The following is a 26,516-nucleotide window of genomic DNA, read 5'->3' on the forward strand; positions in this document are numbered from 1 at the left end:
TTTATATTTTTCCTTTTTGTAAAGTATTTTTATAGTATAATTTTACCAAAATTTTAAAGGATTGTAATTGCAAATTTCAGATTTAAAAAAAGAAATTATTTTAAAAAAAGGTGTTTTACACTTTGATTTCACAGCAAGTGCACTAGCCCTTAAATGTGTAGAAAAAGAACTAGCTAAAATTCTTCCAAGTTATGCAAATACACATTCTGATAGCTCTTTAAATTCCTTTAAAACCCAAAAAATTTATGAACAAGCAAGACAAAATATAAAAAAAAGTTTATCGCTTGATGAAAGCTTTGCTCTTATAGCCTGTGGATCAGGTTCAAGCAGTGCTATTAAAAAATTTCAAGAATTATTAGGAATTTATATTCCACCCCTTGTAAAAGAAAAATATTTTAATCAAATAGATAAAAATTCCCTTCCTTTAGTTATAATAGGTCCTTATGAACATCATTCTAATGAACTTTCTTTTCGAGAAGGTTTATGTGAATGTATTAGAATTCCTTTAAATAAAAATGGTGAAATCGATTTTCTTTTTTTAGAAAAAATTTTAAAAAAAAATAAAACAAGAAAAATCATTTCTAGTTTCACCTTAAGCTCGAATGTCACAGGAATATTAAGTGATTACAAACGTATTTTTAAAATGATACGTAAATTTAAAGGTATAGTTGCCTTTGATGCATCTAGCTTTATCCCTTATAAAAATATAGCTTGTAAATATTATGATGCTTTGTTTATAAGTTCTCATAAATTAATAGGTGGAATAGGAGGATCAGGTCTTTTAATAATAAAAAAAGATCTTTGTGGATCTAAACCTAGTTTTGCTGCTGGAGGTACTGTAGGTTATGTTTCTCGTACTTCTCAATGCTATCTTTGTAATGAAGAAGCCTTAGAAGAAGGAGGTACCCCTGGAATTTTACAACTCATTCGTGCTAGTTTGGCCTTTAAAATTAAAGACGCCATAGGAGTAAAACAAATAGAAAAAAAAGAAGATCTTTTAAAAAATTATTTTTTTAAAAAAGCAAAAACAATACCTCATTTAATACTATATGCACAAAATTTAAAACAACGCTTACCTATTTTTGCTTTAAATATTAAAGGACTCTCCCCTTTTGATATCGCTTACGAATTAAGTAAAAAATATCACATAGAAACACGTGCAGGTTGTGCTTGTGCTGGTCCTTATGGACATGATTTGTTAGGATTAAAAGACAATGAAAAATTAAAAACCAAACCAGGTTGGCTAAGAATAAGTTTACATTATACCCATGAAAAAGAAGATATTGATTATTTTTTTAAAGCCTTAAATCAAACAATTCATAAATTATCGCATTAAAATATTATAGTTTTATTATTATGTATAAAAATTCTATCTTCAAAAACCAAATCAAGTGCTTTTGAAAGAACATTTTTTTCTATATTTCTACCTGCTTGCTTCATATCTTGCCAAGTATATTCATGATCTACAGGTAAAACTGATTGAGTAATAATAGGACCCTCATCAAGATTATTATTTACAAAATGTGCCGTAGCACCAATAATCTTAACTCCTCGATCAAAAGCTTGTTTATAAGGATTTGCACCTATAAATGCAGGTAAAAAAGAATGGTGAATATTAATAATTCTCCCCTTAAAGCATGCAACAAAGTCAGGAGATAAAATTCTCATATATTTTGCTAAAATTAAATAATCAAAATCATATTTTTTTAAACAATTTAAAATTTGGTTTTCTTGTTCTTTTCGATCTAAATTTTGTGTACTAATACAATGATAAGGGATTTTAAATTTTTCTACCAAATCTTTAAGTAAATCATAATTTGAAATTACAGCTTTAATATGAGCTTGAAGCTCATTACTATAATATCTTATGAGCAAATCACCCAAACAATGACTTTCTTTGGTAGCAAAAATAATAACATTTTTCTTTCTTTTTTCACAAAGCTCAATTAAAGCTTCTTGTCCTAATGCTACTTTAAGTGCTTTAAGAAATTCTTCTTTATCAAATTCACCCTCTAAAATTGCGCGAAAGAAAAACATCCCCTCGCCTACAAATTCATCATTTTTAACTATATTAATACAATATTTAAAAATCACATTAGAAATTTTATAAATCAATCCTTTTTGATCTTGAGTGCAAATTTTTAATATAAAAATCATGAATTTAACCTTTGAATATATATTTGAAGTTCATTTTCTTTAGCTTTTTTAAGTTCTAAACCCAATATTTTACCACAAATTCCAGAGTCTATAAAATCTTTTGCCCTAATTTTACTTTGAAATTTATCTTCATAAAGCTTTAATCTTTTGGCTTGCATAATACGCTTTTTATCCCAAAGCCCAAGCCAATCTTTTAAAGGTATTTCTAAAGCAATTTTAGCCAATTCAAAATCACTTATATCATCAAAATAAAAGGCTTGATTAATTTTTTTCAAATATTTTTTTTTAAGTTTGGTTCTTTTAAAAAATTCTTCTTTATTTAATTGAAAATAATTCAAATATAAATATAAAAATAAAGTCTCATCTTGAACAAATTGTCTACTTTTTTTTAGTAAATTTTGAAATTTTACAGTACAAAAAGAATTTTCAAAACCAAAAATTTCCTTTTCTAAACCAAGATCTTGAAAATATTTATAACCTATATCAAGTCTAGGACTTTTAAAAAATTTATATAATTGTTCATTAATTCTATCCTTACTAAGATCTTTTATAGACATATTTTGCATTAAATTAAAACTTTCTTGAGTTATTTTAAAATTGAATTTTGAGGCAAAAACCACAGCTCTTAATATCCTTAAACTATCCTCTTGAAAACTTTGGTCATCAATATGTCTTAATAAACCATTTTTTAAATCTTTCAAACCCCCATAAAAATCTAAAAAATCATTATTAAAAAGATTTATCATCATAGAATTAATAGTAAAATCACGTCTTTTAGCACCTATTTTTTCATCATTACAAATATCTACCTTAAAACCTGTATGACCGTAAGCTATTTTATTTTCTGTTCTAGCAAGAGCAAGATCATAATTTTTAAATTTATATACAAAAAAACTTTTACCAAAACCCTGTGCTCCTAATTTTTGCATAATTTTTTCAAAATCACTAGGTTTAATATCATAAATTTCTATATCATAATCATAAAGTTTTAAACCTAAAAACAAATCCCTAACACTACCTCCAACCAAATAAGCTCTTGTAGTATAAGATTTTAAAAAATCAGCAATAAATTTTAAATCTGGATTATTTTTTAAGTTTATCTTCAATGTTTGCAAGCAAAAACTCTAAAAAGTTTATGGTTAAATTTACTCTATTTTCAATTTGATCTTGTTCTATACTATTTAAACCCTCAAAAAGTACTAAAATTCTTTCTCTAAGATTTTTTAAAAATATATCTTCATTTATAGTTGAAACTTGTGTTGTAAAATTTAAATGAGATGCTTTTATTTCTTTTTGTTGTATATTCTCATCTTTAATAGTATCATTTTGTATTATTTGATTTTCCTGTAATTCTTCTAAAGAAATGATATTTGACAATTTTTCTTTATTTTCAATCTCTTCGCAAATAAACTCATCTTTTATTGTAATTTTTTGATCTTGATCTTTTAAAATTTCATTTTGTTTTCTTTGTTCTTCCATTATAGAACTTACTTCACTAATAGTTTTTTTAGCCAAATCTTCCAAATTCATATTTTTATCAACCACCTTTTAAATTCATTAATTTCTTCATCACTTTTCATATTGATAAAAAAATCCAACATTTGGGTATTTAAATCCTTATGTTTTGATCGAAATCCGCTAAGACGGCGAATTGCATCAATGGCATTTTGATTATCAGGATTTTCTTTTAAGATATTTTTATAAATCTCTAAAGCTTCATCTTTAAGCCCTTGAGCTTCATAAATAGAAGCTTCAGTGACTGTATTTTTCATTTTAATAGTCCTAAATATTTTTTTTGATTTTATCAAAAAGCATTTTAACTTATCTTTAAGAAAAAATAAAATTCTATATTATTGTATTTTAAATAAATTTTTTATATATTGCCTTTTTTCTTTTTCTAAACTAGAATTTAAATCCACTTGCTCTATTTTACTTTGAATTGAAGCATTTTGATCTTTAAAATATATGTAATCAATTCCAAAAATAATAGCTATTATCAATAAAAAAGGAATCAAAAATATCATAAATCTACTTAAGTGAAATGATTAAAAATACTTCCATAATAACGTATATCTTTAGCATTTTCATTCTTTGTTATAGTTTGTATTGCCCCACTATTAATCGCTTGTTGCATATCTTTATCTAAATTCTGATAAGAAAATACCATGTTAATACTAATAATATGAGGTAATGTTTCAAGCATTTTATATGAATTTAATTCATCTTCTAAATTTTCACTTTCAATCACAACTATCATTTTTCCATTTTCACAAAGTTCTACCGAGCATAAAGGAATTTTAGAAATAGCTTTTTTTAAATCATTAATATATTCTTCTTTTGTTAAAATCAATACACTAGAAAGATTATTCATCAATACTCCTAAATATTATCTTATCTCCAAAACCAGAAAGAACAAATTCTTTATCATTTAAAAAAATAATAAATTCACTCATTATTTTTTCATTACTAAAAGTTTTAATTAATTTAAGACTATTTGTATCAAAAACTTCACTCATACCAGCTTCATTATCGCTGTAAATGGCTAAATTACCATTAGGACTTAAAGCACAAGTATAAATTAAAAAATCTTTTTGTAAAAAATTTTCTTCTTCATTTTTAATTAAACCTATGCGTCTGTCTGTCCCGCAACTTAAAATAGTATTGTTTTTAAAATCTACTTGGTAAATATTATCTTTATGTATTTTATCATAATTTTTAAGTATTTTCCATTTTGATAAATCAAAAAGCTCAACTTCTCCACTTTCAAAACCAGCAACAAGTTTATTTTTATCTTCACTCAATACTGCATCATTAAGACTAGAATGAGAAAATTTAAATCTTTTAATATGGGTTAAATTTCTATCAACTAATTCTATTTCAGAACCTATAGAAACCAAAAGATAGGTATTTGAATTTATAAAAAATGCTTTGCTTATACTATTTTCCTCAAGTTTTTTAGTTTGCAAATTTTTATCATAAAAACTTAAATTTTTAGATCCAAAATTACCCTCACTAAGTATTAAAAGCATATCTTTAAATACATCAATGCTATAAATTTTAGCAAAATCATTGCCATAATAATTTTCTATTTTAGGTAAAGATAAAAGCTCTTTTAAACTTTTATCTTGTACACTATATTCCAAAATTTCACCTTTATCTGTACCTATATATAATTTTTGCTTATAAAATTTTAATGTTGTAAGGTTTGAGTTGATTTTTAATTCATAAGCAAAAGACATAGCACATAAAAGATTAAAAATAAAAAGAAATTTTTTCATTATTTTATTTAACACCCTCATTAATTACATCTAGTAAATTCGAGTTATTTTTTAGTTGTTTATTTTTAAATTCAGGCTTAAAACTATTTCCAACTAAAGGTTTTGCATCACTTTGAGGAACATGACATTGAGTACAATTAAAACGCGCATCACTAATTACATTTCCTGTAGTTTTATTATGCCTAAAATCATAATAATGACTTGCAGGAAGTGGAGTTGCACCAGTATCTGCTGCTACACTTTTATCATGGCAAGTTAAACACATATTATTATCTTTAGTGATGGGCAATAAGTCTTCAATAGCATGAGGTATAAGCGGGGGTGCATTTTCATAAGAACGCTCTAAACGTGTTGATTCTCCAGGTTGTAAACTTGTAAAATTTGCTTCTACTAATTTTACTTTATTTTCATTTTCTAAACTCGCTTTTCTAAGTCCAATTTCTTCTGAACTTATTCCATTATTTATTGCATAAGCCATTACAACACTTGTAAATAAAATCAATTTCTTTTTCATTTTTTATTCCTTAAGTCAAATATATTAAAATTTAAAGCATCATCATTACAAACTTCTATACATCTTGCACACCTTATACATTCTCCTGATGTTACACTAGCACTTTTTTTACCGATCATCCATAAAACTTGTTTTTCAGGACAAATGTGAATACATTTATAGCACTGAGTACATTTATCACTATTATGCTTTATCTTAAGCAAAGCAAAATAAGAAATAAAAGCATAAAAAGCTCCAAGTGGACAAAAATGCGAGCAAATAGCTCTAGGGCTTAAAAAAACATCAATACAAAAAAGTATAAAGGCTACAAAAAGCCAAGAACTTGTAGCAAAAATAATCCCCCTGTGAATTATGGCTATATAAGAAAAACTCTCAAATACAGGCAAAGAAAATACAAAAGAAAGGATTAAAACCAAAGCTAAAACAAAATAACGTAAATTTTTAGGTAAAATTAAAAATTTATTTTTAAAAGCAAAACGATTTCTTATAAAAGCAGCAAAATCAGTAATTAAATTTACAGGACAAACCCAAGAGCAAAAAACCCTTCCTAAAAGCAAACCATAAATAAAAAAGATAATCAAAGCTCCAATTAAAACCATGAAATCTATGCTCCAACTTGCTAAAACAATTTGCAAAAAAGCAAAAGGATCGCTTAAAGGTATAGTATTAAAAAGTTTAGAAGAACTTAAATTTCCTTGCAAAATAAAATTAGTACTTTCAAAACTAAAAAGAGCTAAAATTCCAAACTGAACAATACGTCTAGCAAGTAAATACCTCATCATAGCTCTCCTGCATTTAAATAATTAGTAGCTTTATTAGAATTAAAATGCTTAGAAGTATCAGAATCTTTAATACGCTCTTCATCTTTTTGATCCCAACCTTTAACATAATGAGGACTTGCTTTACCTAAAACGTATTCTTGAGGCAAAACACGAATAGCAGGTTTTTGAGTAATACAAGCAAGTTCACAAAGTCCACAACCTACACACACTTCATGATCTACACTAGGTAACAAAAAAGCATGTTTAGCAGTGCGTTCATTACGCCTAAGATCAAGTTTTAAGGCCTTATCAATCAAAGGACAAGCTCTATAACAAGCATCACACTGAATTCCCCAATGTGCAACACAAGAAGCACTATCAATAATAGCAATGCCCATTTTTAAAGATTCTATACCTTTTTTTAAATGTTTTTTATCCAAAGCATCCGTTGGACATTCTTTAATACAAGGCATATCCTCACAAAGATAACAAGGAATTTCTCTTGCTTGAAAAAAAGGTGTACCATTTTTAGGACTATCTAGTAAAGTAGCAAGCTTTAAAGTATTATAAGGACAAGCTTTTACACAAAGTCCGCAACGGATACACTTGCTTAAAAATCTTGCCTTATTTTCAGCTCCAGGTGGACGTAAAATATAATTATCATCAGCTTTTAACGCAAAATTAACTAAAAATCCACTTGTTGTACAAAAACATAAAGTTTTAAAAATATCAACAAAAAATTCTCTTCTATCTTTCATTGCAATTAAAACCTTATAATTAAGCTTTGTAAATTTTCACTGCACATTTTTTAAAATCAGTTTGTTTAGATAAAGGACAAGTTGCATCTAAAGTAACTTTATTAATATAAACATTTTCATCAAACCATGGTACATAAACAAGACCTATAGGTGGTTTATTCCTTCCACGCATATCCACTCTTGCTTTAACTTTACCACGACGAGATTCCACCCAAACTAAATCCCCTTGATTAAGACCTAATTTTTCTCCATCTTTTTCACTCATATAACAAAGCGCCTCAGGCACTGCACGATAAAGCTCAGGCACACGCATAGTCATGGTTCCACTATGCCAGTGTTCTAAAACCCTTCCTGTTGCAAGCCAAAATGGATATTCTTTACTTGGTCTTTCAGGAGCTTTCATAAATGGTCTAAAGAAAATTTTAGCTTTATTTTCAATACTATATTTTTTATCATCTTTAGGCGCCTTTAAATTACCTTTTGCAAGCATTTTGTTAAATGTGCCATAAAAAGCAAAATCTGAATCAGGATCAGCTTTTTTAGCATAATAATCAAATTTAGTATTAAATCTCCATTGCGTTTCTTTACCATTAACTACTGGCCATCTTAAACCTCTAACCTTATGATAAGTATCAAAATCAGCTAAATCATGACCATGACCTAAACCAAATTTACGGTATTCTTCCCAAAGATATTTTTGAATAAAAAAGCCATAACCTTTAAATTCTTTTCCATCGCTGCCTTCAATCTTTCTTTCATCACCCTTAACATCAGTATTATCAAAACCTTTTCCAACAAAATCGTTAGCATTAAAACTTTTAGCTTCTTTATTAGCAAATAAAACGTCAAAAAGCGTATCATTTTCACTATAACCCATAGCTTTTGCTTCTTCTAAAACATTAGGCAAAGTAAGCTTATCATCTACTTTTTGTTCTTTCCAAACTTCTTTTAGTTTAAAACGTTTTGCAAATTCTAAAATTTGCCAAGTATCACTCATTGCAGCACCCACTGGTAAAACTTGTTGTTTCCAATGCTGTGTTCTTCTTTCAGCATTACCATAAGAACCCCATTTTTCATAAATCATAGCACTTGGCAAAATAAGATCAGCCACCTTAGCTGAAATTCCAGGATAACAATCACTAACAACAATAAAATTATCCATATCCCTAGCAGCTGCAATCCAATGGTTTGCATTTGCGGTGTTTTGCCATGGATTATTAACTTGCACCCAAGCAAATTTAATTTTTCCATCTTCTAAATCTCTCATAATATTAAGATAAGGAGAACCTGGTTTTGGATTAATAGTTTTTGAAGGTATTTTCCAAATTTTTTCTGCAATTTCTCTATGTTTTGGATTAGCAACAACCATATCTGCAGGTAAACGATGCGAAAATGTACCCACTTCTCTAGCAGTACCACAAGCACTTGGTTGACCCGTTAAAGAAAAAGCTCCACTACCTGGTTTTGCTTGTTTTCCTAGTAAAAAATGCACCATATAAGCTTGTTCATTTACCCATGAACCTCTTGTGTGTTGATTAAAACCCATAGTCCAAAAACTAACCACTTTGCGATTTTTTTCAATGTATAAATTAGCTAATTCTTGAAGTTTTTTCTTAAAATCTTCTAAAGATTCATTATCATCACCTTTAGCAACTTTAGCTGTGTATTCTAAAGTATAAGGAGCCAATCCTTTTTTAAATTCTTCAAAAGAAATTTCCCAATTATAATCAGCCACTTTTGAATGTTTCATTTCAAATTTATCACCTGCTTTAACACCAAGATAAGAAAGAGCTATAGCTTCTTCTTCATCTAAAGTTATAACATTTTCTTTCTCAACTGTATCTTTTTCACTTGGTTTAAATTTAGGATGATTTGGATTATTTCTCATACCATAACCAATATCAGCATAGCCTGTTGCAAATACACAATGTTCTTTAATAAATTTTTCATCCATTGCTTGAGGATGATTATAAACAATTTCTCTTGCTATATAATTCCATATAGCTAAATCTGTATTAGGTTTGAAAATAATTTCAATATCTGCAATATTTGAGGTTCTATTAGAAAAAGTACTTAAATTGACAACTTTTACCTTATCAAGATTACTTAATTTTCTATCACTCACCCTTGACCAAAGTATAGGATGCATTTCAGCCATATTTGCTCCCCAAGTGACAATAGTATCTGTTAATTCTATATCATCATAACAACCTGAGGGCTCATCTACTCCAAAAGTTTGCATAAAACCAACAACTGCAGAAGCCATACAATGCCTTGCATTAGGATCGATATTATTTGTTCTAAAACCCGCTTTTGCAAGTTTTAAAGCTGCATAACCTTCTTGAATGGTATACTGACCGCTCCCAAAAATTCCTACACCTTTAACACCTAATTCATTATAAGCTTTTTTAAATTGTTTTTCCATTTCATCAAAAGCCCTTTGCCAAGAAACTTGTTGAAATTTACCTTTTTTATCAAATTCACCTTTATCATTCATTCGCAATAAAGGCATAACAAGCCTATCCTCACCATACATTATTTTAGCATTAAAATAACCTTTTATACAATTAAGCCCACGATTTACAGGTGCTGCAGGATCACCTTTTGTAGCCACGATTTTACCATCTTTTCTAGCTATCATAATCCCACATCCTGTCCCACAAAATCTACAAACAGCTTTATCCCATTTCCAATCTTCTTGCGCCCCAAGCATAGAATTTGGAATACTCAATCCTGCAACACTAGCAGCACTTGCAATAGCGGTATTTTTAATAAAATCCCTTCTATTCATTTTTATTCCTCCAAGATAAAAAATCATTTCATTATAAGAAATAAAAAATAAAAATATCTTGAAATTTTTTAATTAAAAATAATAATTTTAAATGTCTATATTATAGGAGTTTTATTGTCCTTTTTTATTATTATGAATAATATTAAAGAATCAATTTAATAATATTTTAAAGAAATAATAAAAGCTAAATTATAAAAAATATCAAGCCCTTTTTTAAAGGGCTTTATTTAATGGCAACCACAACCACCACAACAACTACCGTTTAAAAAAGCATCAAGTTTTTCAATATCTGGCATTTGCGTTATCTCATCAACAAGTTCTTTATAAACTATTTTGCCATCTTTAACTACAAATACAGCACGAGCTAAAAGTCCTTCTAAAGCGCCATCACCGATTAAAACACCATATTTTTCACCAAATTCTTTTGCTACAAAGTCACTTGCAACACTTAAATTTTCTATACCTTCTGTACTGCAAAATCTACCCATAGCAAAAGGCAAATCCATACTCACAACAAGTACTTCAGCCCCATCATAACTTGCTACTTTTTTATTAAATTCTCTTGCCTCAGTAGCACAAACTGGTGTATCTAAACTAGGAAGACTTAAAATAATTTGGGTTTTACCTGAAACAGCAACTTCAATTGGACTTAAATCTTTAGCTTTAAGTGTTATTTTAGGAGCATCTGCTCCAACTTCTATAGAATGTCCTTTGAGTTTTACAGGACTTCCTTTAAAATTTACTGAACTCATTTTATTTCCTTTTAATCATAATTTAAACATTAATTTACATTTAATGTTTAAATGAATTATACCCGACAAGTATTAATTATTTTTCAATTTTAATTTTGAATATTATTTTACTTTTTCCTTGATAAATTATATTTTCAAACCTTAGCTTTATATTGAAAAAATAAGACCAAATAATTAAAAAATAGTAATTTTTAAGCTATTGATTTTTTATTTTAATCTTTAATTTCTACATCTTATTTTTTAAAAATTAATATCATAAAATCAATAGTATTAATAACAAAACTTATTCTTCTTTACAAAATCCTGCCTCCAAAAGAAAACAAGATGGCTTGAAAAAAATTTTTTTATTTTTATCATACTTTGCATAACTAAGATAAAGTATATTTTTTGCCCTAGTTACTGCAACATAAAAAAGTCTTCTTTCTTCTTCTAAACTCCCGTTCATACTCATAAGTTTTTGATTTGGAAAACGCCCTTGCATAAGATCTATAATAAAAACAAGATCAAATTCCAAACCTTTACTTGCATGCACACTTAATAAATTTACTCCTTTGCCGCTGCTCATCTCATTAGCACCTAAAGTTAAAAAATTATAATATTTATTAATATCACTATAACGTTTTGCAAGTTCTTTTAAAACGCTAAATTTAGTATATATTTTTTCTAAATTTTCACTTTTTTTCAATAAATCAACCTGCCCTGCTTTATTTGTTGATCTTTTTATAGCAAGTTCTTCACAGATTTCTTGATAAAAAGAATTTTCATAAATTAAAGTAATCAAAGCTAAAGAATGTTGTAATATTGTTGCTTTTTTTAAAAAAAAATAAATTTTTTCTAAATTTTTAGCACACGCATCATTAATTTTTGAAAGCTTTAAAATAGGATGCATATTAAATTCACTTTCTAAATTAAAACGGTCTTCATTTGCTAATTCTTCTAAATCAGCAAAAAGTCCAAGTTGATAATTTCTCTTTTGATGGTTTTGTAAATTCACACTTTTATCTGGATTTAAAAAACCCTTTATCAAATTTCCATGTCCTAATTTTAAAAGGGCATCAAAAATTTCTTTTGCTAAAACCCCTCCAACACCTTTAGTATATTGAACTAAATGAATAAAAGCCATAATATCTTTAGGATTTATAACAAGAGCTAACATAGCAGTAAAAGCTTTAACTTCTAAACTTTCAAAAAAACTCCCGCTGCCTTTTCTCACACTTGCAATACCTTGCTCCCTTAATGCCACTTCAATACCATCCGCACTAGAATTATTACGAAAAATAACAGCAATTTCCTCTAAATTTACCCCGCTTGTAAGTATAATTTTAGCTATATTTTGATATTGATCAAATAATTCCCCAAAAGCAAGTAAAGAAGGTACTTTAAATTCATCATTTCTAGTTACAATAAGTTCTTTAGGATACAATCTTTCATTATTCACAATCACCTTATTTGCTAAAGCCAAAATACTTTTTGATGAACGATAATTTTTATTTAAAGAAAAAATTTGGGCATCTTTAAAACGATCTTTAAAACCTCCAATAATATTAATATCTGCTCCATTAAACGCATAAATACTTTGATCATAATCACCCACACAAAATAGACTTTTACTTTCAAAAGCTTCAATTAAAGAACTTTGTAAAGTATTAGTATCTTGATATTCATCAACTAAAATTTCATCAAATTCATATTGTTTTTCTCTTAAAAACTCTTTAAGAGAAATCAGCAAATCATTAAAGTCTAAATAATTAAAACGTTTTTTCTCACTATCGTATTCTTTTAAAATATCTTCATAAATTTCAGCATAAATACTTTGTTCTTTATAATTTTGGCAAAACCAAGTATGAAAATCTTGATTATAAGCCTTATTTTGAAATAAAGAATAAATATCATATAAATAACTTGCTTGATAAGGTTTTACATCACTTAAATGTCTAAAAGTTCTTTTTTCATAGACACTTTTTAATAAAGTTTTAAGCTCACTTGCTTGTTTTAAAGCAATATCTTTATTAGCATTTTTAAGTAAAGTATAAGCCATGCTATGAAAAGTCCCTGCAAGTATCTTATTTGTGATATTTTTATCAAAAAATTTCCCCAAACGACCTATCATTTCTTTACTAGCTTTATTTGTAAAAGTAAGAAGCATAATATTTTTTGGTGCAACACCTTGTTGCAAAAGATAAGCAATTCTAGCAACAATAGTAGATGTTTTACCAGTTCCTGCGCTTGCAATAATAAGATTGTGCCCAAAATTTGCAGTAGCAGCAAGGTATTGTTCATGATTTAATTTTGAAAATGGCATTTTACACCTTGAAAAAATTTAAATTATAGAAAAAAAATACTTAAAAATATAAAAATTTAAATTTACTTTATATTACATTATAGTATAATCATGAATATTTTACATTCTATATTTAAAGGCATAACAAATGAATTTTAAAGTTTTTTCTATTATTGTTGGTGTATTAATTATTATAATTGGAATACTTAGCGGGACTTATTTTTATCTTTTTGAATACTCAAAACCAAAAAGCCACACCTTAAATTCTGATACTTATTCTGAAGAACATCACTCTTATTCAAAGGATTTTAATAATTCTTATTCATCTACAAATATAATTAATAATGCAACATCATATGATAGTAATATTACCTATAATCAAAATATATCATCGCTAAAAGACAATGATAAACAAGATAATAATATAACAATAAAAGACAATAAGCAAAATTTAGAAAATGACAATAATATTAGCACAATAAAAAATGGACAAATATTTGAAGATAAAAATAATTTAGAACAAACCCAAATGAAAACCTTAACAAAAGAAACCAATAAAACAGAAAAAATCTTTAAAAAAGAAACATTGCAAAAAAAAGAACTTCAAGCCAATAAAACTAAAAAAATTAAAAAATTAAATCCAGCTCAAGAATATTTAACTTTAGGAAAAGACAGCCGCTTAGAACCAAAACTAAGTACAGAAAATATGAAAGTTTATATTTTAGATGGAAAATTTTTAAGTCGATATAGAATAAATCTTTTAAAAGATATGTTAAACATTATAGATAAAAATTCTAAAGACCACCGCTTAAGTGTTTTTGTTAAAATGCTGCCAAAAGGTGAAATGAAACTTACCATCTACAATAAAGAAATTATTTTTTCAAATATGAAACAAGCTTATAAATATGTAAGATTAGAACAATTAAGCCCATATCTTAACAATCCAAAAGAATTAGCCCAACATTTAGAACGCGAAGAGATTGTAGAAAGAGTAAGATTTAAAATTAAAAAAAGTGGTCAAGGAAGTGAATTTTATAAACACATAAAAAGCTTAAAAACTGGACTTAATACAGCTCAATATTTTTTTCCTTTTTGTGAAATCATAGAAATTACAACCACCTAATAAAAACCAAATTAAAGATAAATTCAATGTACGATAAAAATTTAGAAAAAGAATATTATGATATTTGCGAAAAAAGAGGATATTTTGAAACTTATGGCAATAAAGCCATACAAGAAAAAGGTAAAAATTTTTGTATCATGATGCCCCCTCCTAATGTAACAGGAGTGTTACATATAGGGCATGCTTTAACCTTTACCTTACAAGATATTATAGCCCGTTATAAAAGAATGGATGGTTATAAAGTTCTTTATCAGCCAGGACTTGATCATGCTGGTATTGCTACACAAAATATTGTAGAAAAACAACTTCTTGCACAAGGTATTAAAAAAGAAGAATTAGGCAGGGAAAAATTTATAGAAAAAGTTTGGGAATGGAAAGAACAAAGTGGTAAAAAAATTCTAGATCAAATGAAAACATTGGGGATCACTCCTGCATGGAGTCGCTTGCGTTTTACTATGGATGAAGGTTTAATCAATGCTGTAAAAAAAGCTTTTGTTGAACTTTATAATAAAGGACTTATTGTACGCGGAAATTATATGATAAATTGGTGTACCCACGATGGAGCTTTAAGTGATATAGAAGTTGAATATAAAGAAAATAAAAGCAAACTTTACTATATAAAATATTTTTTAAAAAATAGTGATAAATTTTTAGTTGTAGCTACAACACGCCCTGAAACTTTTTTTGGTGATAGTGCCCTTATGGTACATCCTGATGATGAACGTTATATGCATCTAATCAATCAAGAAGTTATTTTACCTTTAAGCAAAAAAACAATTAAAATCATAGCTGATGAACATGTAGAAAAAGAATTTGGAACAGGAGTTGTTAAAGTTACCCCTGCACACGACATGAATGATTATGAAGTAGGACTTAAACATCATTTAGAATTTATCACCATATTTAATGAAAAAGGTATTTTAAATGAACACTGTTTAGAATTTCAAGGTTTAGAACGTTTGCAAGCAAGAGAAAAAATTGTATCAAAATTACAAGATCTAGGCTTTATAGAAAAAATAGAAGAATATAATAATCAAATAGGATATTGCTACCGTTGTAAAAATATTGTAGAACCCTATATTTCCCAACAATGGTTTGTAAAAAAAGAGATTGCACAAGATGCTATAAAAAAAGTATCTCAAGAAGAAAGCAAATTTTATCCAAATCACTGGATTAATAGTTTTAATGCATGGATGAAAGATTTAAAAGATTGGTGCATCTCAAGGCAATTATGGTGGGGGCATCAAATTCCTGTTTATTATTGTGAATGTTCTTATGAATGGGCTAGCCAAGACACACCAAAAAACTGTCCAAAATGCCAAAGTCAAAATTTTAAACAAGATCAAAATGTACTTGATACCTGGTTTTCATCAGGACTTTGGGCTATGAGTACATTAGGCTGGGGAAACAACACTTGGGGTAAAAATGAATTTTGGTTTGAAGATGATTTAAAAGAATTCTATCCTAATTCTTTATTAATTACTGGTTTTGATATTTTATTCTTCTGGGTAGCTAGAATGATGTTTCAAAGTACTAATGCCTTAGATAAACTTCCTTTTAAAGACATTTATCTACACGCTCTTATAAAAGACGAGCAAGGTAGAAAAATGAGCAAAAGCCTTCAAAATGTTATTGATCCAAATCAAAGCATTGAAGAATATAGTGCAGATATTTTACGCTTTACCTTAGCGTTGCTTTGTATACAAGGGCGCGATATTAAACTCAGTAATGATAAATTATTACAAATAAGAAATTTTACTAATAAAATTTATAATGCAACAAATTATTTACTTTTAAATGAAACTCAATTTGAAAATCTAGAAAACATCAAACTTCAATCAGAACTTGCAAAATATATTTACTTTAAATTTCAAACTTGTGTTAAAGATGTAAGAGATAATTTAGACAACTATCGCTTCAATGACGCAGCAACTACCTTATATAAATTTTTCTGGGATGATTTTTGCGATTGGGGTATAGAGCTTAGTAAAGCAGAAAAATCAAGCGTCAAAGAACTTGGAAGTATTTTTAAAGAAGCATTAAAACTTCTTAATCCTTTTATGCCATTTATTAGCGAATATTTATATCACAAATTAAGTGGGACAAAACTGCAAACAAATGATTCTATAATGATAAGCAAATATCCCCAATTTAATAAGCAAGATCAAAATATAGAAAAAGTTTTTTCTTTACTAATAGAAAGCATTATTAGCATTCGTCGTGCTAAAAGTTTAATAGAGCTTGGAAATTCTAAGATAGAAAAAGCTTATATTAAATTACATGATGAAACAATGCAAAACATCCTTAAGCCTTATATAGCTTTTATAACCATGTTAGCCAAATGTGAACAAATAGAATTTATTCAAGATAAATTACCAAAAGCAATATGCGATCTTAGTGAAAATTTAGAAATTTTTATAGCGCTAGAGAATGTTGATTTAAATGGTATTTTAATAAGACTTGAAAATCAAAAAAATAAACTTGAAAAAGAAAGTATCAAGCTTGAATCTATGCTTTTAAATGAAAAATTCATTGCCCATGCCCCTAAAAATATAATAGAACAAAATAAACAAGCCCTAAATAACATAAAAAATCAACTTGAAAAAATATCATCTGAACTTCAAAATTTAAGAGGTTGAAACTTTGATAAAAATAACAAATTTAAAAAAATATTATGGCAAAGAATTGGTAATTAATGATGTTTCCTTAGAAATTAAACAAGGAGAGATTTATGCCATTGTAGGACATAGTGGAGCTGGAAAATCTACACTTTTAAGATGTATTAATGGACTTGAAAATTATCAAGAAGGAAGTTTAAAAGTTTTTGATTATGAAATTAAACACTTAAGACAAGAAAAGCCAAAAGAACTTAGAATGCTAAGAAAAGATATAGGCATGATTTTTCAAAATTTTGCCTTAATGGAACGTAAAAATGTATTTGAAAATGTTGCCATGCCTTTAAGAACACATTATACTCAATGTAAATTTCATGCTAAACTTTTCAATAAAGCATATATGAGTGAAAAAGAAATCACTCAAAAAGTTAATACTTTACTTGAAATTGTAGGGCTTGATCACAAAAATAAAGCTTATCCTAAAGAACTTAGCGGGGGGCAAAAACAACGCGTTGCTATAGCTAGAGCCTTATCTTTAAATCCAAAAATTTTACTTAGCGATGAAGCAACTTCAGCTCTTGATCCTAATACAACAAAAAATATCTTAGAACTTATTTCTAAAATCAATGCTGAATTTGGAATCACTGTTGTATTGGTAACACATGAAATGGATGTAGTTAAAGATATAGCACAAAAGGCTTTATTGTTAGAACATGGACAAATTATAGGAAGTGGTGCTATTGATGAGCTTTTTTTAAAACCCAATGAAAAAATGAAAAAATTTTTAGGTGAAAATGATTTTTTACCAAAACATGGACTTAATATTAAACTTTATTTTCCAAAAGAAGTTGCACAAAATAGCATTATTACCCACATGGCAAGAACGTTAAATATTGATTGCAATATAGTTTGGGGTAAAATCGAAAAACTAAATGGCAAAGCTTTAGGTAATTTAGTTATAAATATAGATAAAAAAGACAAAGATAAAGTTTTAAAATATATAGAAAAAAGCGGGGTATTATGGGAGATAGCATCATGAATAAAGAAAATATCTCTGCGTTTAATGCACTTTATGATAGAATTTCTCAATTTATAAAAGATTTTTCTTGGCAAGATATACAAGAAATAAGCTTAAACTCTATCACAAGCTTTGGTCAAAATTATGAAAATATTTTAAAACCTGCGCTTCATGAAACCATTTATATGAGTTTAATGGCTGTATTTTTTGGATTTTTACTAGCTATCATTCCAAGTATTTTACTTGCTATTTGGAATAAAAATGGAATTAAAGAAAATCAATTAGCTTATGGAATTTTAGATTTTATTACCAATATCTTACGTGCTTTCCCTTTTTTAATCCTTATAGTAGTACTTTTGCCTCTTTCTAAAATCATCGTAGGTACCAGCATAGGCACAAATGCTGCCATAGTTCCTCTAGCCATAGGAATAGCTCCTTACTTAGCTAAAATGCTTGAAAGTGCTTTTAAAGAAATAGATCAAGGCGTCATAGAGGCAGCAAAAAGCTATGGAGCTAGTAATATACAAATTATTTTTAAAGTTATTTTTAGCGAAGCCCTTCCTGCTATAATTAATGGCATTACTTTAACTTTGATTTTTACTATAGGTTTTTCAGCACTTGCTGGAGCTGTAGGTGGTGGTGGCTTAGGAGATGTTGCCATTCGTTATGGTTATGAGAGATTTAATAAAGAAATTATGATTCAAACAGTAATTATTTTACTTATATTAGTTCAAATAGTCCAAATTCTAGGTAATTTATTTTATACTTGGACTAAAAATAATAAAAGTTCATATATTCTTGCTATTTTACTATTTTTATTTGGAATAAATATTATTATAAATAATGATAAGAATTTTTTCTGGCAAATTATTATTTTTAGTATTTTTTCACTGTATTTTATTTATAAATTACTTAAAAAATAAAAAAATGTCACTTTTTTAAACTAAATATAAGTTTTTTTAAGTAAAATTAATTTTTAAAAAATTTTTAAGGATTAACAAAATGATGTCTCAGATGCGTTAGTCTGACTATCAATGTAAATATTTTATATCTTCCTGATAGTCAGAGTGATTTTATAAGATAAAGCAAGCACAAAATGACTAAAAAAGGAAAAAAATGAAAATTAAATCTATAATTATAACAAGTATTTTAACTCTAAGTCTTAGTTTAAATGCAGCACAGACCATCACAGTTGCAGCTACTCCTGTCCCTCATGCTGAAATTCTAGAACAAGTAAAACCTGAATTAGAAAAAGAAGGATATAAACTTGAAATTAAAGAATTTACAGATTATGTACTCCCTAATTTGGCAGTTGATAATGCAGAAATAGATGCAAATTTTTTTCAGCATACCCCTTATCTAGAAGAATTTAACAAAAGCAAAAATACCAAATTAATTAAAGTTGTTAACGTACATATAGAACCTATGGCTGTTTATTCAAAAAAATATAAAAGCCTAGATAATATTAAAGAAGCCATTACAATCGCTATTCCTAATGATCCAACAAATGAAAGTAGAGCTTTAGATATCATTGCAAAAAAAGGCTTAATTGAGCTGAATAATAAAGCTTTAAAAACCCCTCTTGATATTACTAAAAATCCCAAAAAAATTAAATTCGTAGAATTAAAACCAGCACAACTTCCAAGAGCTCTAGATGATGTAGATTTTGCAGTAATTAACTCAAACTATGCCCTTTCTGCAAATTTAAATCCAGCAAAAGATAGCGTATTTATAGAAGATAAACAAAGTCCTTACGCAAATATTCTAGTTGTAAGAATAGGACATGAAAATGATGAAAAAATTAAAGCTTTGGCAAAAGCCTTACAAAGCGATAAGGTAAAACAATTCATTATAGAAAAATATAATGGTGCAATTATACCTGCTTTTTAACTTCATTTAAGACTTTTTATTTATAATTTAAGGAATTTTTATGAAATTGTATAAAATTATCTTATTTATTTGTATTTTAAATTTATCTAATTTATTAGCAGCAAGTATTACTATAGGAGTAACACCAAATCCTTTTGCCAATTTACTAGAACTCATGAAAAATGATTTCCAAAACAAAGGATATGAGCTAAAAATAATAGAATTTTCAGATTATATACTACCTAATCGTGCTTTAGAAGAAAAAGAACTTGATGCTAATTTATACCAACACAAGTCTTTTTTAGAAGCATATAATGCAAAAAGAAATGCAAATTTAATTGCAACAACACCTGTAATCATAGCACCCATAGGAATTTATAGTAAAAAAATTAAAAATTTACAAGACCTTAAAAAAGGTTCTAAAGTTGCTATACCAAATGATGCTACCAATGAAAATAGAGCTTTAGAACTTTTAGAAAAAGCTGGTTTAATCAATTTAAATCAAAACTCATTAAAAACCTTACTTGATATCAATAAAAATCCTAAAAATCTTAAATTTATAGAACTCAAAGCCGCTCAACTTCCAAGATCTTTAGATGATGTTGATATAGCTATTATTAATTCCAATTATGCTCTTGATGCAGGACTTAATCCAAGCAAAGATACTCTTTTTCGAGAAGATAAAAATAGCCCTTATGTAAATTATGTTGTAGTACGCTCAGAAGATAAAAATAGCATTAAAACTCAAATTATTGATGAAATTTTAAGAAGTGATAAATTTAAAGCTATTATTGATAAATATTACAAAGATATATTAATTCCCGCTTTTTAAAATTTCAATAAACCTAAAAAATCAATGTCATTATTATAAATAATTTAATTTTCTTGCAATCTTTATGATAATGGCACTAAAAATTTCGAACCAATAAAATATCATAAATAACAAAATCCAAACTTTCTAAAAAATCATAAATAACATTTAAAACTATCTTATAAATTTATTATTTTATAATAAATTTATATTTTTATTAATTTATTTTTAAATTAAAATTATATAACAAGACTTTTACCATTATCTTTTAAGTATACAAAAAATCTTTTTAAGTACTTTATTAAGTTTATAAAAGTAAAATACTTCATTATTTAAACCATTGGAATATAAATGAAAATTATTTTTTTAATTCTCTTTACTTTATTAAATTTCTCTCAAGCATCAAATTTAGAATTAGTAAAAATAGCCCTAGAAAAAGAATTTAAAAATAACTTTCCCAAAATTATCATTTCACAAATTGATTTAAAAGCAAAATCCCTACCAAAAGACTTTGAACAATACACTTTATTAAGAATTGCTAATGGGCGTTTTAACCAAGCTCAAGGTTTTTTAAGAGCCGAATTTAAAACTCCTCAAAACATCCAAAAAAATATTTTTTTTAGATATTTTATCCAAGCAAATTTAGAAGTATTAAAAAGCCAACGCATAATCAAAAAAGGAGATAAACTTAAACCTTTTGATTATAAAAATGTCTTAATTGATTTTAATAAAGTTCCTTTAAATGCTTTAACTTTAGATGATGCAAATAATCTTACAGCTAAAAGCAATATCAATAAAAATAGAATTTTAAAAACAAATATGTTTAAAATCACCGCTTTAATACACAAAAACGATCCTATTATAGGAGTTTTAAGTGAAGGAAATGTCGATGTTTTAATCGAACTTATAGCTCTACAAAATGGTAATATGGGAGAAAAAATTCGTGCAAAAAATAAAGAAGGTAAAGTCATGCAAGGTATTATTATAGGAAAAAATAGGATGATTTTACAATGAAAATCTTATTGGGTATTTCTGGATCAAGCAGTGTTTATTTAGGTCTTAAATTGCTAAAACATTTAGAAAATAAATGCGAACTTTATTGTATTTTAACCCAAGGATCAAAAATAAGTTTTCAAGCTGAAAACAAAACAAACTTAGAAGAAATTTGCCAAAAAAAATTCAAAAATACTCATTTTTTAAATGATAATGATTTAAGTTTAAGCGTAGCAAGCGGATCTTTTGGTATAGAAAAAACCATTATTGCGCCCTGTTCTATTTCAAGCTTAGCTAAAATTCATGCAGGCTTTGCTGATACACTTTTAATGCGTGCAGCAGCAGTAGCTTTAAAAGAAAGAAAAAAATTAATTTTAGCTATACGCGAAATGCCTTTTTCAACACTTAATTTAGAACACATGCTAAAACTTAGCCAAATGAATGTTATTATAGCCCCCCCTGTATTTGCAAGCTATTCTAAAATAGATAATTTGCAAGATTTAGAAAATTTTATTATAGGTAAATGGCTAGATCTTTTAGAAATAAAACATGATTTATATAAAAAATGGCAAAATTTTTAGTTTAAATTTGCTATATTTTTAAAAAAAATTGGAGCCAAAATGACTTGCTTATATCCTGGAACTTTTGATCCTATTACAAATGGACATTTAGATGTAATCAAACGTGCTTTAAAAATTTTTGATAAAGTGATCATAGCTATAGCAAAAAGCGAATATAAAAAACCTTGCTACACACTAGAAAAACGCAAGCAATTAACTATTCTTGCTACACAAAATTTAACTAAGGTTGAAATTATAACTTTTGATAATTTACTTATAGATTTAGCTAAAGAATTAAAAACTAATACCATTATAAGAGGACTTAGAGCAGTAAGTGATTTTGAATATGAATTACAAATTGGCTATGCAAATCATGCACTTTGGGATGAAATTGAAACCATTTATTTAATGCCTAATTTAAAAAATGCTTTCATATCAAGCTCTATAGTACGTTCTATAGTAGCACACCATGGAGATGTAAGCTCCCTTGTTCCAAAAGAAATTTTACCTTTTTTAAAGGATGAAAATTGTATGTAGCATTTGAAGGCATAGATTGTGTAGGTAAAAGCACACAAATTACTCTTTTAAAAGAGACCTATAAAGATGGTATTTTTACACTTGAACCCGGTGGAACAGAACTTGGAAAATATCTGCGTCAAATTTTATTAAATAAGAATAATAAAATCAGTAAAAAAAGTGAACTTTTACTTTTTTTAGCAGATCGTGCACAACATTTTGAAGAAGTCTTAAAACCCAATAAAAACAAGCTTATCATTAGTGATAGAAGTTTTATTTCAGGTATGGCTTATGCACAAGATTTTGATAATCATTTACTTTTTTCTTTAAATCGTTTTGTTTTAGAAGAATTTTTTCCACAAAAAATAATCTTTTTGAAAGCCGATAAAAAACTCATTAAAGAACGCTTAGGTCAAAAAAAACTAGATAATATAGAAAAACGTGGGGTGGAGTATTTTTTAAACGTACAAAACAAACTTGAAAAGGTTTTAGAATTCTTAAATCAAAATATTCAAATAAAAATTTTAAAATTAAATGCCAATCAAAACAAAGAAATTTTACATCAAGAAATAAAGGAATTTTTACAATGATAAAAGCCTTAAAAGGAATGAAAGATTTATTAGATAAAGATGCGTACTACTATGAAAAAATAATAAAAATCTCTGAAGAAGTAGTAAAAAATTATGGATTTAGTTTTATTAACATACCTCATTTAGAACTTTGTAAACTTTTCAAAAGAAGTGTAGGAGAAAGCTCTGATATAGTTGGTAAAGAAATGTACGAATTTATTGATAAAGGAGAAAATCATGTTTGCATGCGTCCTGAAGGTACAGCTGGAGCAGTACGCGCTTATATAGAAAGCAAAATGGATAAAACAAACATGCAAAAACGCTGGTTTTATCATGGTTCTATGTTTCGCTATGAAAGACCACAAAAAGGACGTTTAAGAGAATTTCATCAATTTGGTGTTGAAAGTTTTGGAAATGCAAGCGTTTATGAAGATGCAAGCATAATTTTGATATTAGTAGAAATTTTTTCACGCTTAGATATTAAATTTAAACTTTTAATTAATTCTTTAGGTTGCTCACAATGCATGCAAGCATATCGTAAAAAATTATTACTTTTTTTAGATACTAAAGAAGGTTTTTGTGAAGATTGTTTACGTAGAAAAAACTTAAACCCTATTCGTATTTTAGATTGCAAAAATGAACAATGTCAAAATTTACTCACCCTTGCTCCTCTTTTAAATGACAATTTATGCTTCTCTTGTCAACAAGATTTTAAAATTTTACAAAATATTTTAAAAGAAAATAAAATTGATTTTCAAATTGATACAAAATTAGTTAGAGGGCTTGATTATTATTCTAAAACAGCTTTTGAATTTATTAGTGATGAAATTGGAGCAAAAGCTGCTATTGCAGGAGGTGGACGTTATGACAAACTTATTGAACACCTTGGAGGAAAAAGTGGGTTTGGAATCGGTTTTGCTATGGGTATAGAAAGACTTATTGCTATTTTAGAACAAAAAGAAGAAAAACAAAAACGATTAGGAATTTATCTTTGTTCCTTAGATGAAATTTATATCAATAAAATTTTTAATATAGCTACAAAACTGAGAAAAAAACATCAAGTTATCTTAAGTTATGAAGCAAAAAAACTTACTAAACATCTTGAATATGCTGATAAAAATCATACTCAAATTTTTCTTTGTATGGGAGAAAATGAAGCAAAAAATGAAACTTTATTTTATAAGAATTTAGAACATAAAAGAGAACAAATAATTAAAATTTCAGATTTAGAGAAAGTTTTATAATGGACTATGGTATTAATATTTGGGGAAATAACAATTTTATCATTAAAAATGGTAAGGTTTGCATAAATCATGAAAAAAAACCTGCTATTATAGATATAGTAAAAGAATTAAGAGATGATGGCTACAAAGGTCCTTTATTATTAAGATTTCCTCATCTTATTCAACAACAAATTGAAAATATTTATGGAAATTTTAGTAAAGCAAGAAAGGAATTTAATTATAAGGGTGGTTTTAACGCAGTTTACCCTTTAAAAGTAAATCAATATCCTGGTTTTGTAAAAAATCTAGTAAAACTTGGAAAAGATTATAATTATGGGCTTGAAGCAGGTTCAAAAGCAGAACTTTTACTTGCTATGGCTTATAATAACGAAGGTGCACCTATTAGCGTTAATGGTTTTAAAGATAGAGAACTTATAAATATAGGCTTCATAGCCGCTGAAATGGGGCATAATATCACCTTAACCATAGAAGGACTTAATGAACTTGAAGCCATTATTGATATAGCTAAAGAACGCTTTAAACCTAAACCAAACATAGGTTTACGTATACGTTTACATTCTGCTGGTGTTGGTATTTGGGCTAAAAGTGGTGGGATACATTCTAAATTTGGACTTACTTCAACTGAACTTATAGAAGCAGTTAATTTGCTTAAAAAAAATAAACTCTTAGATCAATTTACCATGATACATTTCCATCTAGGTTCTCAAATTACAGAAATTCATCCCTTAAAAAAAGCTTTAAATGAAGCGGGTAATATTTATACAGAACTTAGAAAAATGGGAGCTAAAAATCTAAAAGCTATTAATCTTGGTGGCGGTTTAGCCGTAGAATATTCACAATTTAAAAATGAAAAAAATAGAAATTATACCCTAAGAGAATATGCTAATGATGTAGTTTTTATCTTAAAAAATATTGCAGAACAAAAAAAAGATCTTGAACCTGATATTTTTATAGAAAGTGGACGTTTTATTGCAGCAAATCATGCTGTTTTAGTAGCACCTGTATTAGAACTCTTCTCACAAGAATATGCAGAAAATAAACTTTTACTTAAAGAAAAAAATCCTAAACTTATTGATGAACTTTATGATCTTTATAAAAGCATTAAACCCTCAAATGCTTTAGAATATTTACACGATAGCATAGATCACCTAGAAAGTATTTTAACGCTTTTTGATTTAGGCTATGTCGATTTACAAGATCGTTCAAATGCAGAAATCTTAACCCATTTAATTACAAAAAAAGCTATTTTACTCTTAGGTGATAAACAAAATCCTGCAGATTTACTCGCTATACAAGATGAAGTACAAGAAAGATATTTAGTGAATTTTTCACTTTTCCAAAGCATACCTGATTTTTGGGGATTAGAACAAAATTTCCCTATCATGCCACTTGATCGTTTAGATGAAAAACCTAATAGAAGCGCAAGCATTTGGGATATAACTTGTGATAGCGATGGAGAAATTTCATATTCTAAAAATAAACCTTTATTTTTACATGATATAGATGTAGAAAAAGAAAATTATTTTCTAGGATTTTTTCTTGTAGGTGCTTATCAAGAAGTACTTGGAATGAAGCACAATCTTTTTACTCATCCTACAGAAGCTATTATTAGCATTAATGAAAAAGGTTATGAAATTGAAGGTATTATAGAGGCACAATCCATACTTGATACACTCGAAGATTTAGACTATGATATTCATACTATCATGAATAAACTTAATGAACGTATAGGCAATTCCAAATTGGTTAATGAAAAACAAAAAAAACATATTTTAGGTGAACTTTATCTTTTTTTAAATGACAATGGATATTTAAAAAATATAGGTAAAAAAGAAGTTTAAAAAATAAATCTCACAACAATAAAACTCCCTAAAATCTCTTTCAAAAAGAGATTTTTACACTATAT

General features: G+C 27.3%; 26 protein-coding genes. 13 read left to right on the forward strand and 13 right to left on the reverse strand.

Going from position 1 to position 26,516, the window contains the following annotated elements; translation table 11 throughout:
• The first annotated feature begins 67 nt into the window (after positions 1 to 67).
• Complete coding sequence (locus A2J15_RS02800; RefSeq protein ID WP_066778193.1) at positions 68 to 1,336, forward strand: aminotransferase class V-fold PLP-dependent enzyme; 1,269 nt, start codon at positions 68 to 70, stop codon at positions 1,334 to 1,336.
• Here A2J15_RS02800 and purU read toward each other — a convergent pair.
• The 13 genes from purU to A2J15_RS02860 form a co-directional block, all read right to left on the reverse strand.
• The gene (gene purU / locus A2J15_RS02805; protein ID WP_066778192.1) at positions 1,333 to 2,157 is read right to left on the reverse strand and encodes a formyltetrahydrofolate deformylase; all 825 of its coding nucleotides are present in this window, start codon (positions 2,155 to 2,157) and stop codon (positions 1,333 to 1,335) included. The genes A2J15_RS02800 and purU overlap by 4 nt on opposite strands.
• On the reverse strand, positions 2,154 to 3,272 hold the full coding sequence (locus tag A2J15_RS02810; protein ID WP_066778191.1) for a tRNA nucleotidyltransferase/poly(A) polymerase family protein: 1,119 nt from the start codon (positions 3,270 to 3,272) through the stop codon (positions 2,154 to 2,156). Before A2J15_RS02810 ends, purU begins: the two co-directional genes overlap by 4 nt.
• Positions 3,241 to 3,687: an effector protein CiaD gene (gene ciaD, locus A2J15_RS02815; protein WP_066778189.1), complete on the reverse strand. Its 447-nt coding sequence runs from the start codon at positions 3,685 to 3,687 to the stop codon at positions 3,241 to 3,243. The genes A2J15_RS02810 and ciaD overlap by 32 nt, the downstream gene beginning before the upstream one ends.
• The gene (locus A2J15_RS02820; RefSeq protein ID WP_066778187.1) at positions 3,684 to 3,929 is read right to left on the reverse strand and encodes a tetratricopeptide repeat protein; all 246 of its coding nucleotides are present in this window, start codon (positions 3,927 to 3,929) and stop codon (positions 3,684 to 3,686) included. Before A2J15_RS02820 ends, ciaD begins: the two co-directional genes overlap by 4 nt.
• Positions 3,930 to 4,007: 78 nt before the next feature.
• Positions 4,008 to 4,181 (reverse strand): hypothetical protein, encoded by a 174-nt coding sequence (locus tag A2J15_RS07585; protein ID WP_162876104.1) that lies wholly within the window; start codon positions 4,179 to 4,181, stop codon positions 4,008 to 4,010.
• An 8-nt stretch (positions 4,182 to 4,189) separates the two neighbouring features.
• Positions 4,190 to 4,528: a chaperone NapD gene (locus A2J15_RS02825; RefSeq protein WP_066778185.1), complete on the reverse strand. Its 339-nt coding sequence runs from the start codon at positions 4,526 to 4,528 to the stop codon at positions 4,190 to 4,192.
• Positions 4,521 to 5,435 carry a WD40 repeat domain-containing protein gene (locus A2J15_RS02830; RefSeq protein WP_066778183.1) on the reverse strand — a complete coding sequence of 305 codons (915 nt, stop codon included), beginning with the start codon at positions 5,433 to 5,435 and terminating at the stop codon, positions 4,521 to 4,523. Before A2J15_RS02830 ends, A2J15_RS02825 begins: the two co-directional genes overlap by 8 nt.
• Positions 5,436 to 5,439: 4 nt before the next feature.
• A complete protein-coding gene (locus A2J15_RS02835; protein ID WP_066778181.1) occupies positions 5,440 to 5,949 on the reverse strand; it encodes a nitrate reductase cytochrome c-type subunit in 510 nt (169 codons plus the stop codon).
• Positions 5,946 to 6,731 carry a quinol dehydrogenase ferredoxin subunit NapH gene (gene napH / locus A2J15_RS02840; RefSeq protein WP_116980478.1) on the reverse strand — a complete coding sequence of 262 codons (786 nt, stop codon included), beginning with the start codon at positions 6,729 to 6,731 and terminating at the stop codon, positions 5,946 to 5,948. Before napH ends, A2J15_RS02835 begins: the two co-directional genes overlap by 4 nt.
• Positions 6,728 to 7,468: a ferredoxin-type protein NapG gene (gene napG / locus A2J15_RS02845; protein WP_066778179.1), complete on the reverse strand. Its 741-nt coding sequence runs from the start codon at positions 7,466 to 7,468 to the stop codon at positions 6,728 to 6,730. Before napG ends, napH begins: the two co-directional genes overlap by 4 nt.
• 19 nt (positions 7,469 to 7,487) lie before the next feature.
• Positions 7,488 to 10,259 carry a periplasmic nitrate reductase subunit alpha gene (gene napA, locus A2J15_RS02850; protein ID WP_066778177.1) on the reverse strand — a complete coding sequence of 924 codons (2,772 nt, stop codon included), beginning with the start codon at positions 10,257 to 10,259 and terminating at the stop codon, positions 7,488 to 7,490.
• A gap of 227 nt (positions 10,260 to 10,486) precedes the next feature.
• Positions 10,487 to 11,011: a thiol peroxidase gene (gene tpx / locus A2J15_RS02855; protein WP_066778175.1), complete on the reverse strand. Its 525-nt coding sequence runs from the start codon at positions 11,009 to 11,011 to the stop codon at positions 10,487 to 10,489.
• A gap of 283 nt (positions 11,012 to 11,294) precedes the next feature.
• Positions 11,295 to 13,313: an ATP-dependent helicase gene (locus tag A2J15_RS02860; protein WP_066778173.1), complete on the reverse strand. Its 2,019-nt coding sequence runs from the start codon at positions 13,311 to 13,313 to the stop codon at positions 11,295 to 11,297.
• A gap of 127 nt (positions 13,314 to 13,440) precedes the next feature.
• On the opposite strand from A2J15_RS02860, the gene A2J15_RS02865 reads away from it, so the two are divergent.
• From A2J15_RS02865 to speA, 12 genes are all read left to right on the forward strand, one after another.
• A complete protein-coding gene (locus A2J15_RS02865; protein WP_066778171.1) occupies positions 13,441 to 14,415 on the forward strand; it encodes a hypothetical protein in 975 nt (324 codons plus the stop codon).
• 26 nt (positions 14,416 to 14,441) lie between these two features.
• On the forward strand, positions 14,442 to 17,054 hold the full coding sequence (locus A2J15_RS02870) for a valine--tRNA ligase (protein WP_066778169.1): 2,613 nt from the start codon (positions 14,442 to 14,444) through the stop codon (positions 17,052 to 17,054).
• 4 nt (positions 17,055 to 17,058) lie between these two features.
• Complete coding sequence (locus A2J15_RS02875; RefSeq protein ID WP_066778167.1) at positions 17,059 to 18,069, forward strand: methionine ABC transporter ATP-binding protein; 1,011 nt, start codon at positions 17,059 to 17,061, stop codon at positions 18,067 to 18,069.
• A complete protein-coding gene (locus tag A2J15_RS02880; protein WP_066778166.1) occupies positions 18,066 to 18,971 on the forward strand; it encodes a methionine ABC transporter permease in 906 nt (301 codons plus the stop codon). Before A2J15_RS02875 ends, A2J15_RS02880 begins: the two co-directional genes overlap by 4 nt.
• A 193-nt stretch (positions 18,972 to 19,164) precedes the next feature.
• Positions 19,165 to 19,938, forward strand: a complete 774-nt coding sequence (locus tag A2J15_RS02885) for a MetQ/NlpA family ABC transporter substrate-binding protein (RefSeq protein WP_066778165.1) — start codon at positions 19,165 to 19,167, stop codon at positions 19,936 to 19,938.
• 40 nt (positions 19,939 to 19,978) lie between these two features.
• The gene (locus tag A2J15_RS02890) at positions 19,979 to 20,749 is read left to right on the forward strand and encodes a MetQ/NlpA family ABC transporter substrate-binding protein (protein ID WP_066778164.1); all 771 of its coding nucleotides are present in this window, start codon (positions 19,979 to 19,981) and stop codon (positions 20,747 to 20,749) included.
• Positions 20,750 to 21,079: 330 nt separating this feature from the next.
• A complete protein-coding gene (flgA, locus tag A2J15_RS02895) occupies positions 21,080 to 21,742 on the forward strand; it encodes a flagellar basal body P-ring formation chaperone FlgA (RefSeq protein WP_066778162.1) in 663 nt (220 codons plus the stop codon).
• The gene (locus A2J15_RS02900; protein WP_066778161.1) at positions 21,739 to 22,302 is read left to right on the forward strand and encodes a UbiX family flavin prenyltransferase; all 564 of its coding nucleotides are present in this window, start codon (positions 21,739 to 21,741) and stop codon (positions 22,300 to 22,302) included. Before flgA ends, A2J15_RS02900 begins: the two co-directional genes overlap by 4 nt.
• Positions 22,303 to 22,341: 39 nt before the next feature.
• Complete coding sequence (gene coaD / locus A2J15_RS02905) at positions 22,342 to 22,818, forward strand: pantetheine-phosphate adenylyltransferase (protein ID WP_066778158.1); 477 nt, start codon at positions 22,342 to 22,344, stop codon at positions 22,816 to 22,818.
• Complete coding sequence (gene tmk / locus A2J15_RS02910; RefSeq protein ID WP_066778156.1) at positions 22,809 to 23,387, forward strand: dTMP kinase; 579 nt, start codon at positions 22,809 to 22,811, stop codon at positions 23,385 to 23,387. Before coaD ends, tmk begins: the two co-directional genes overlap by 10 nt.
• Complete coding sequence (gene hisS, locus A2J15_RS02915) at positions 23,384 to 24,610, forward strand: histidine--tRNA ligase (RefSeq protein WP_066778152.1); 1,227 nt, start codon at positions 23,384 to 23,386, stop codon at positions 24,608 to 24,610. The genes tmk and hisS overlap by 4 nt, the downstream gene beginning before the upstream one ends.
• Complete coding sequence (gene speA / locus A2J15_RS02920) at positions 24,607 to 26,451, forward strand: biosynthetic arginine decarboxylase (protein ID WP_116980479.1); 1,845 nt, start codon at positions 24,607 to 24,609, stop codon at positions 26,449 to 26,451. The genes hisS and speA overlap by 4 nt, the downstream gene beginning before the upstream one ends.
• Positions 26,452 to 26,516: the final 65 nt, after the last annotated feature.

It is taken from the genome of Campylobacter hepaticus (assembly GCF_001687475.2).
Classification (GTDB): Bacteria; Campylobacterota; Campylobacteria; order Campylobacterales; family Campylobacteraceae; genus Campylobacter_D; species Campylobacter_D hepaticus.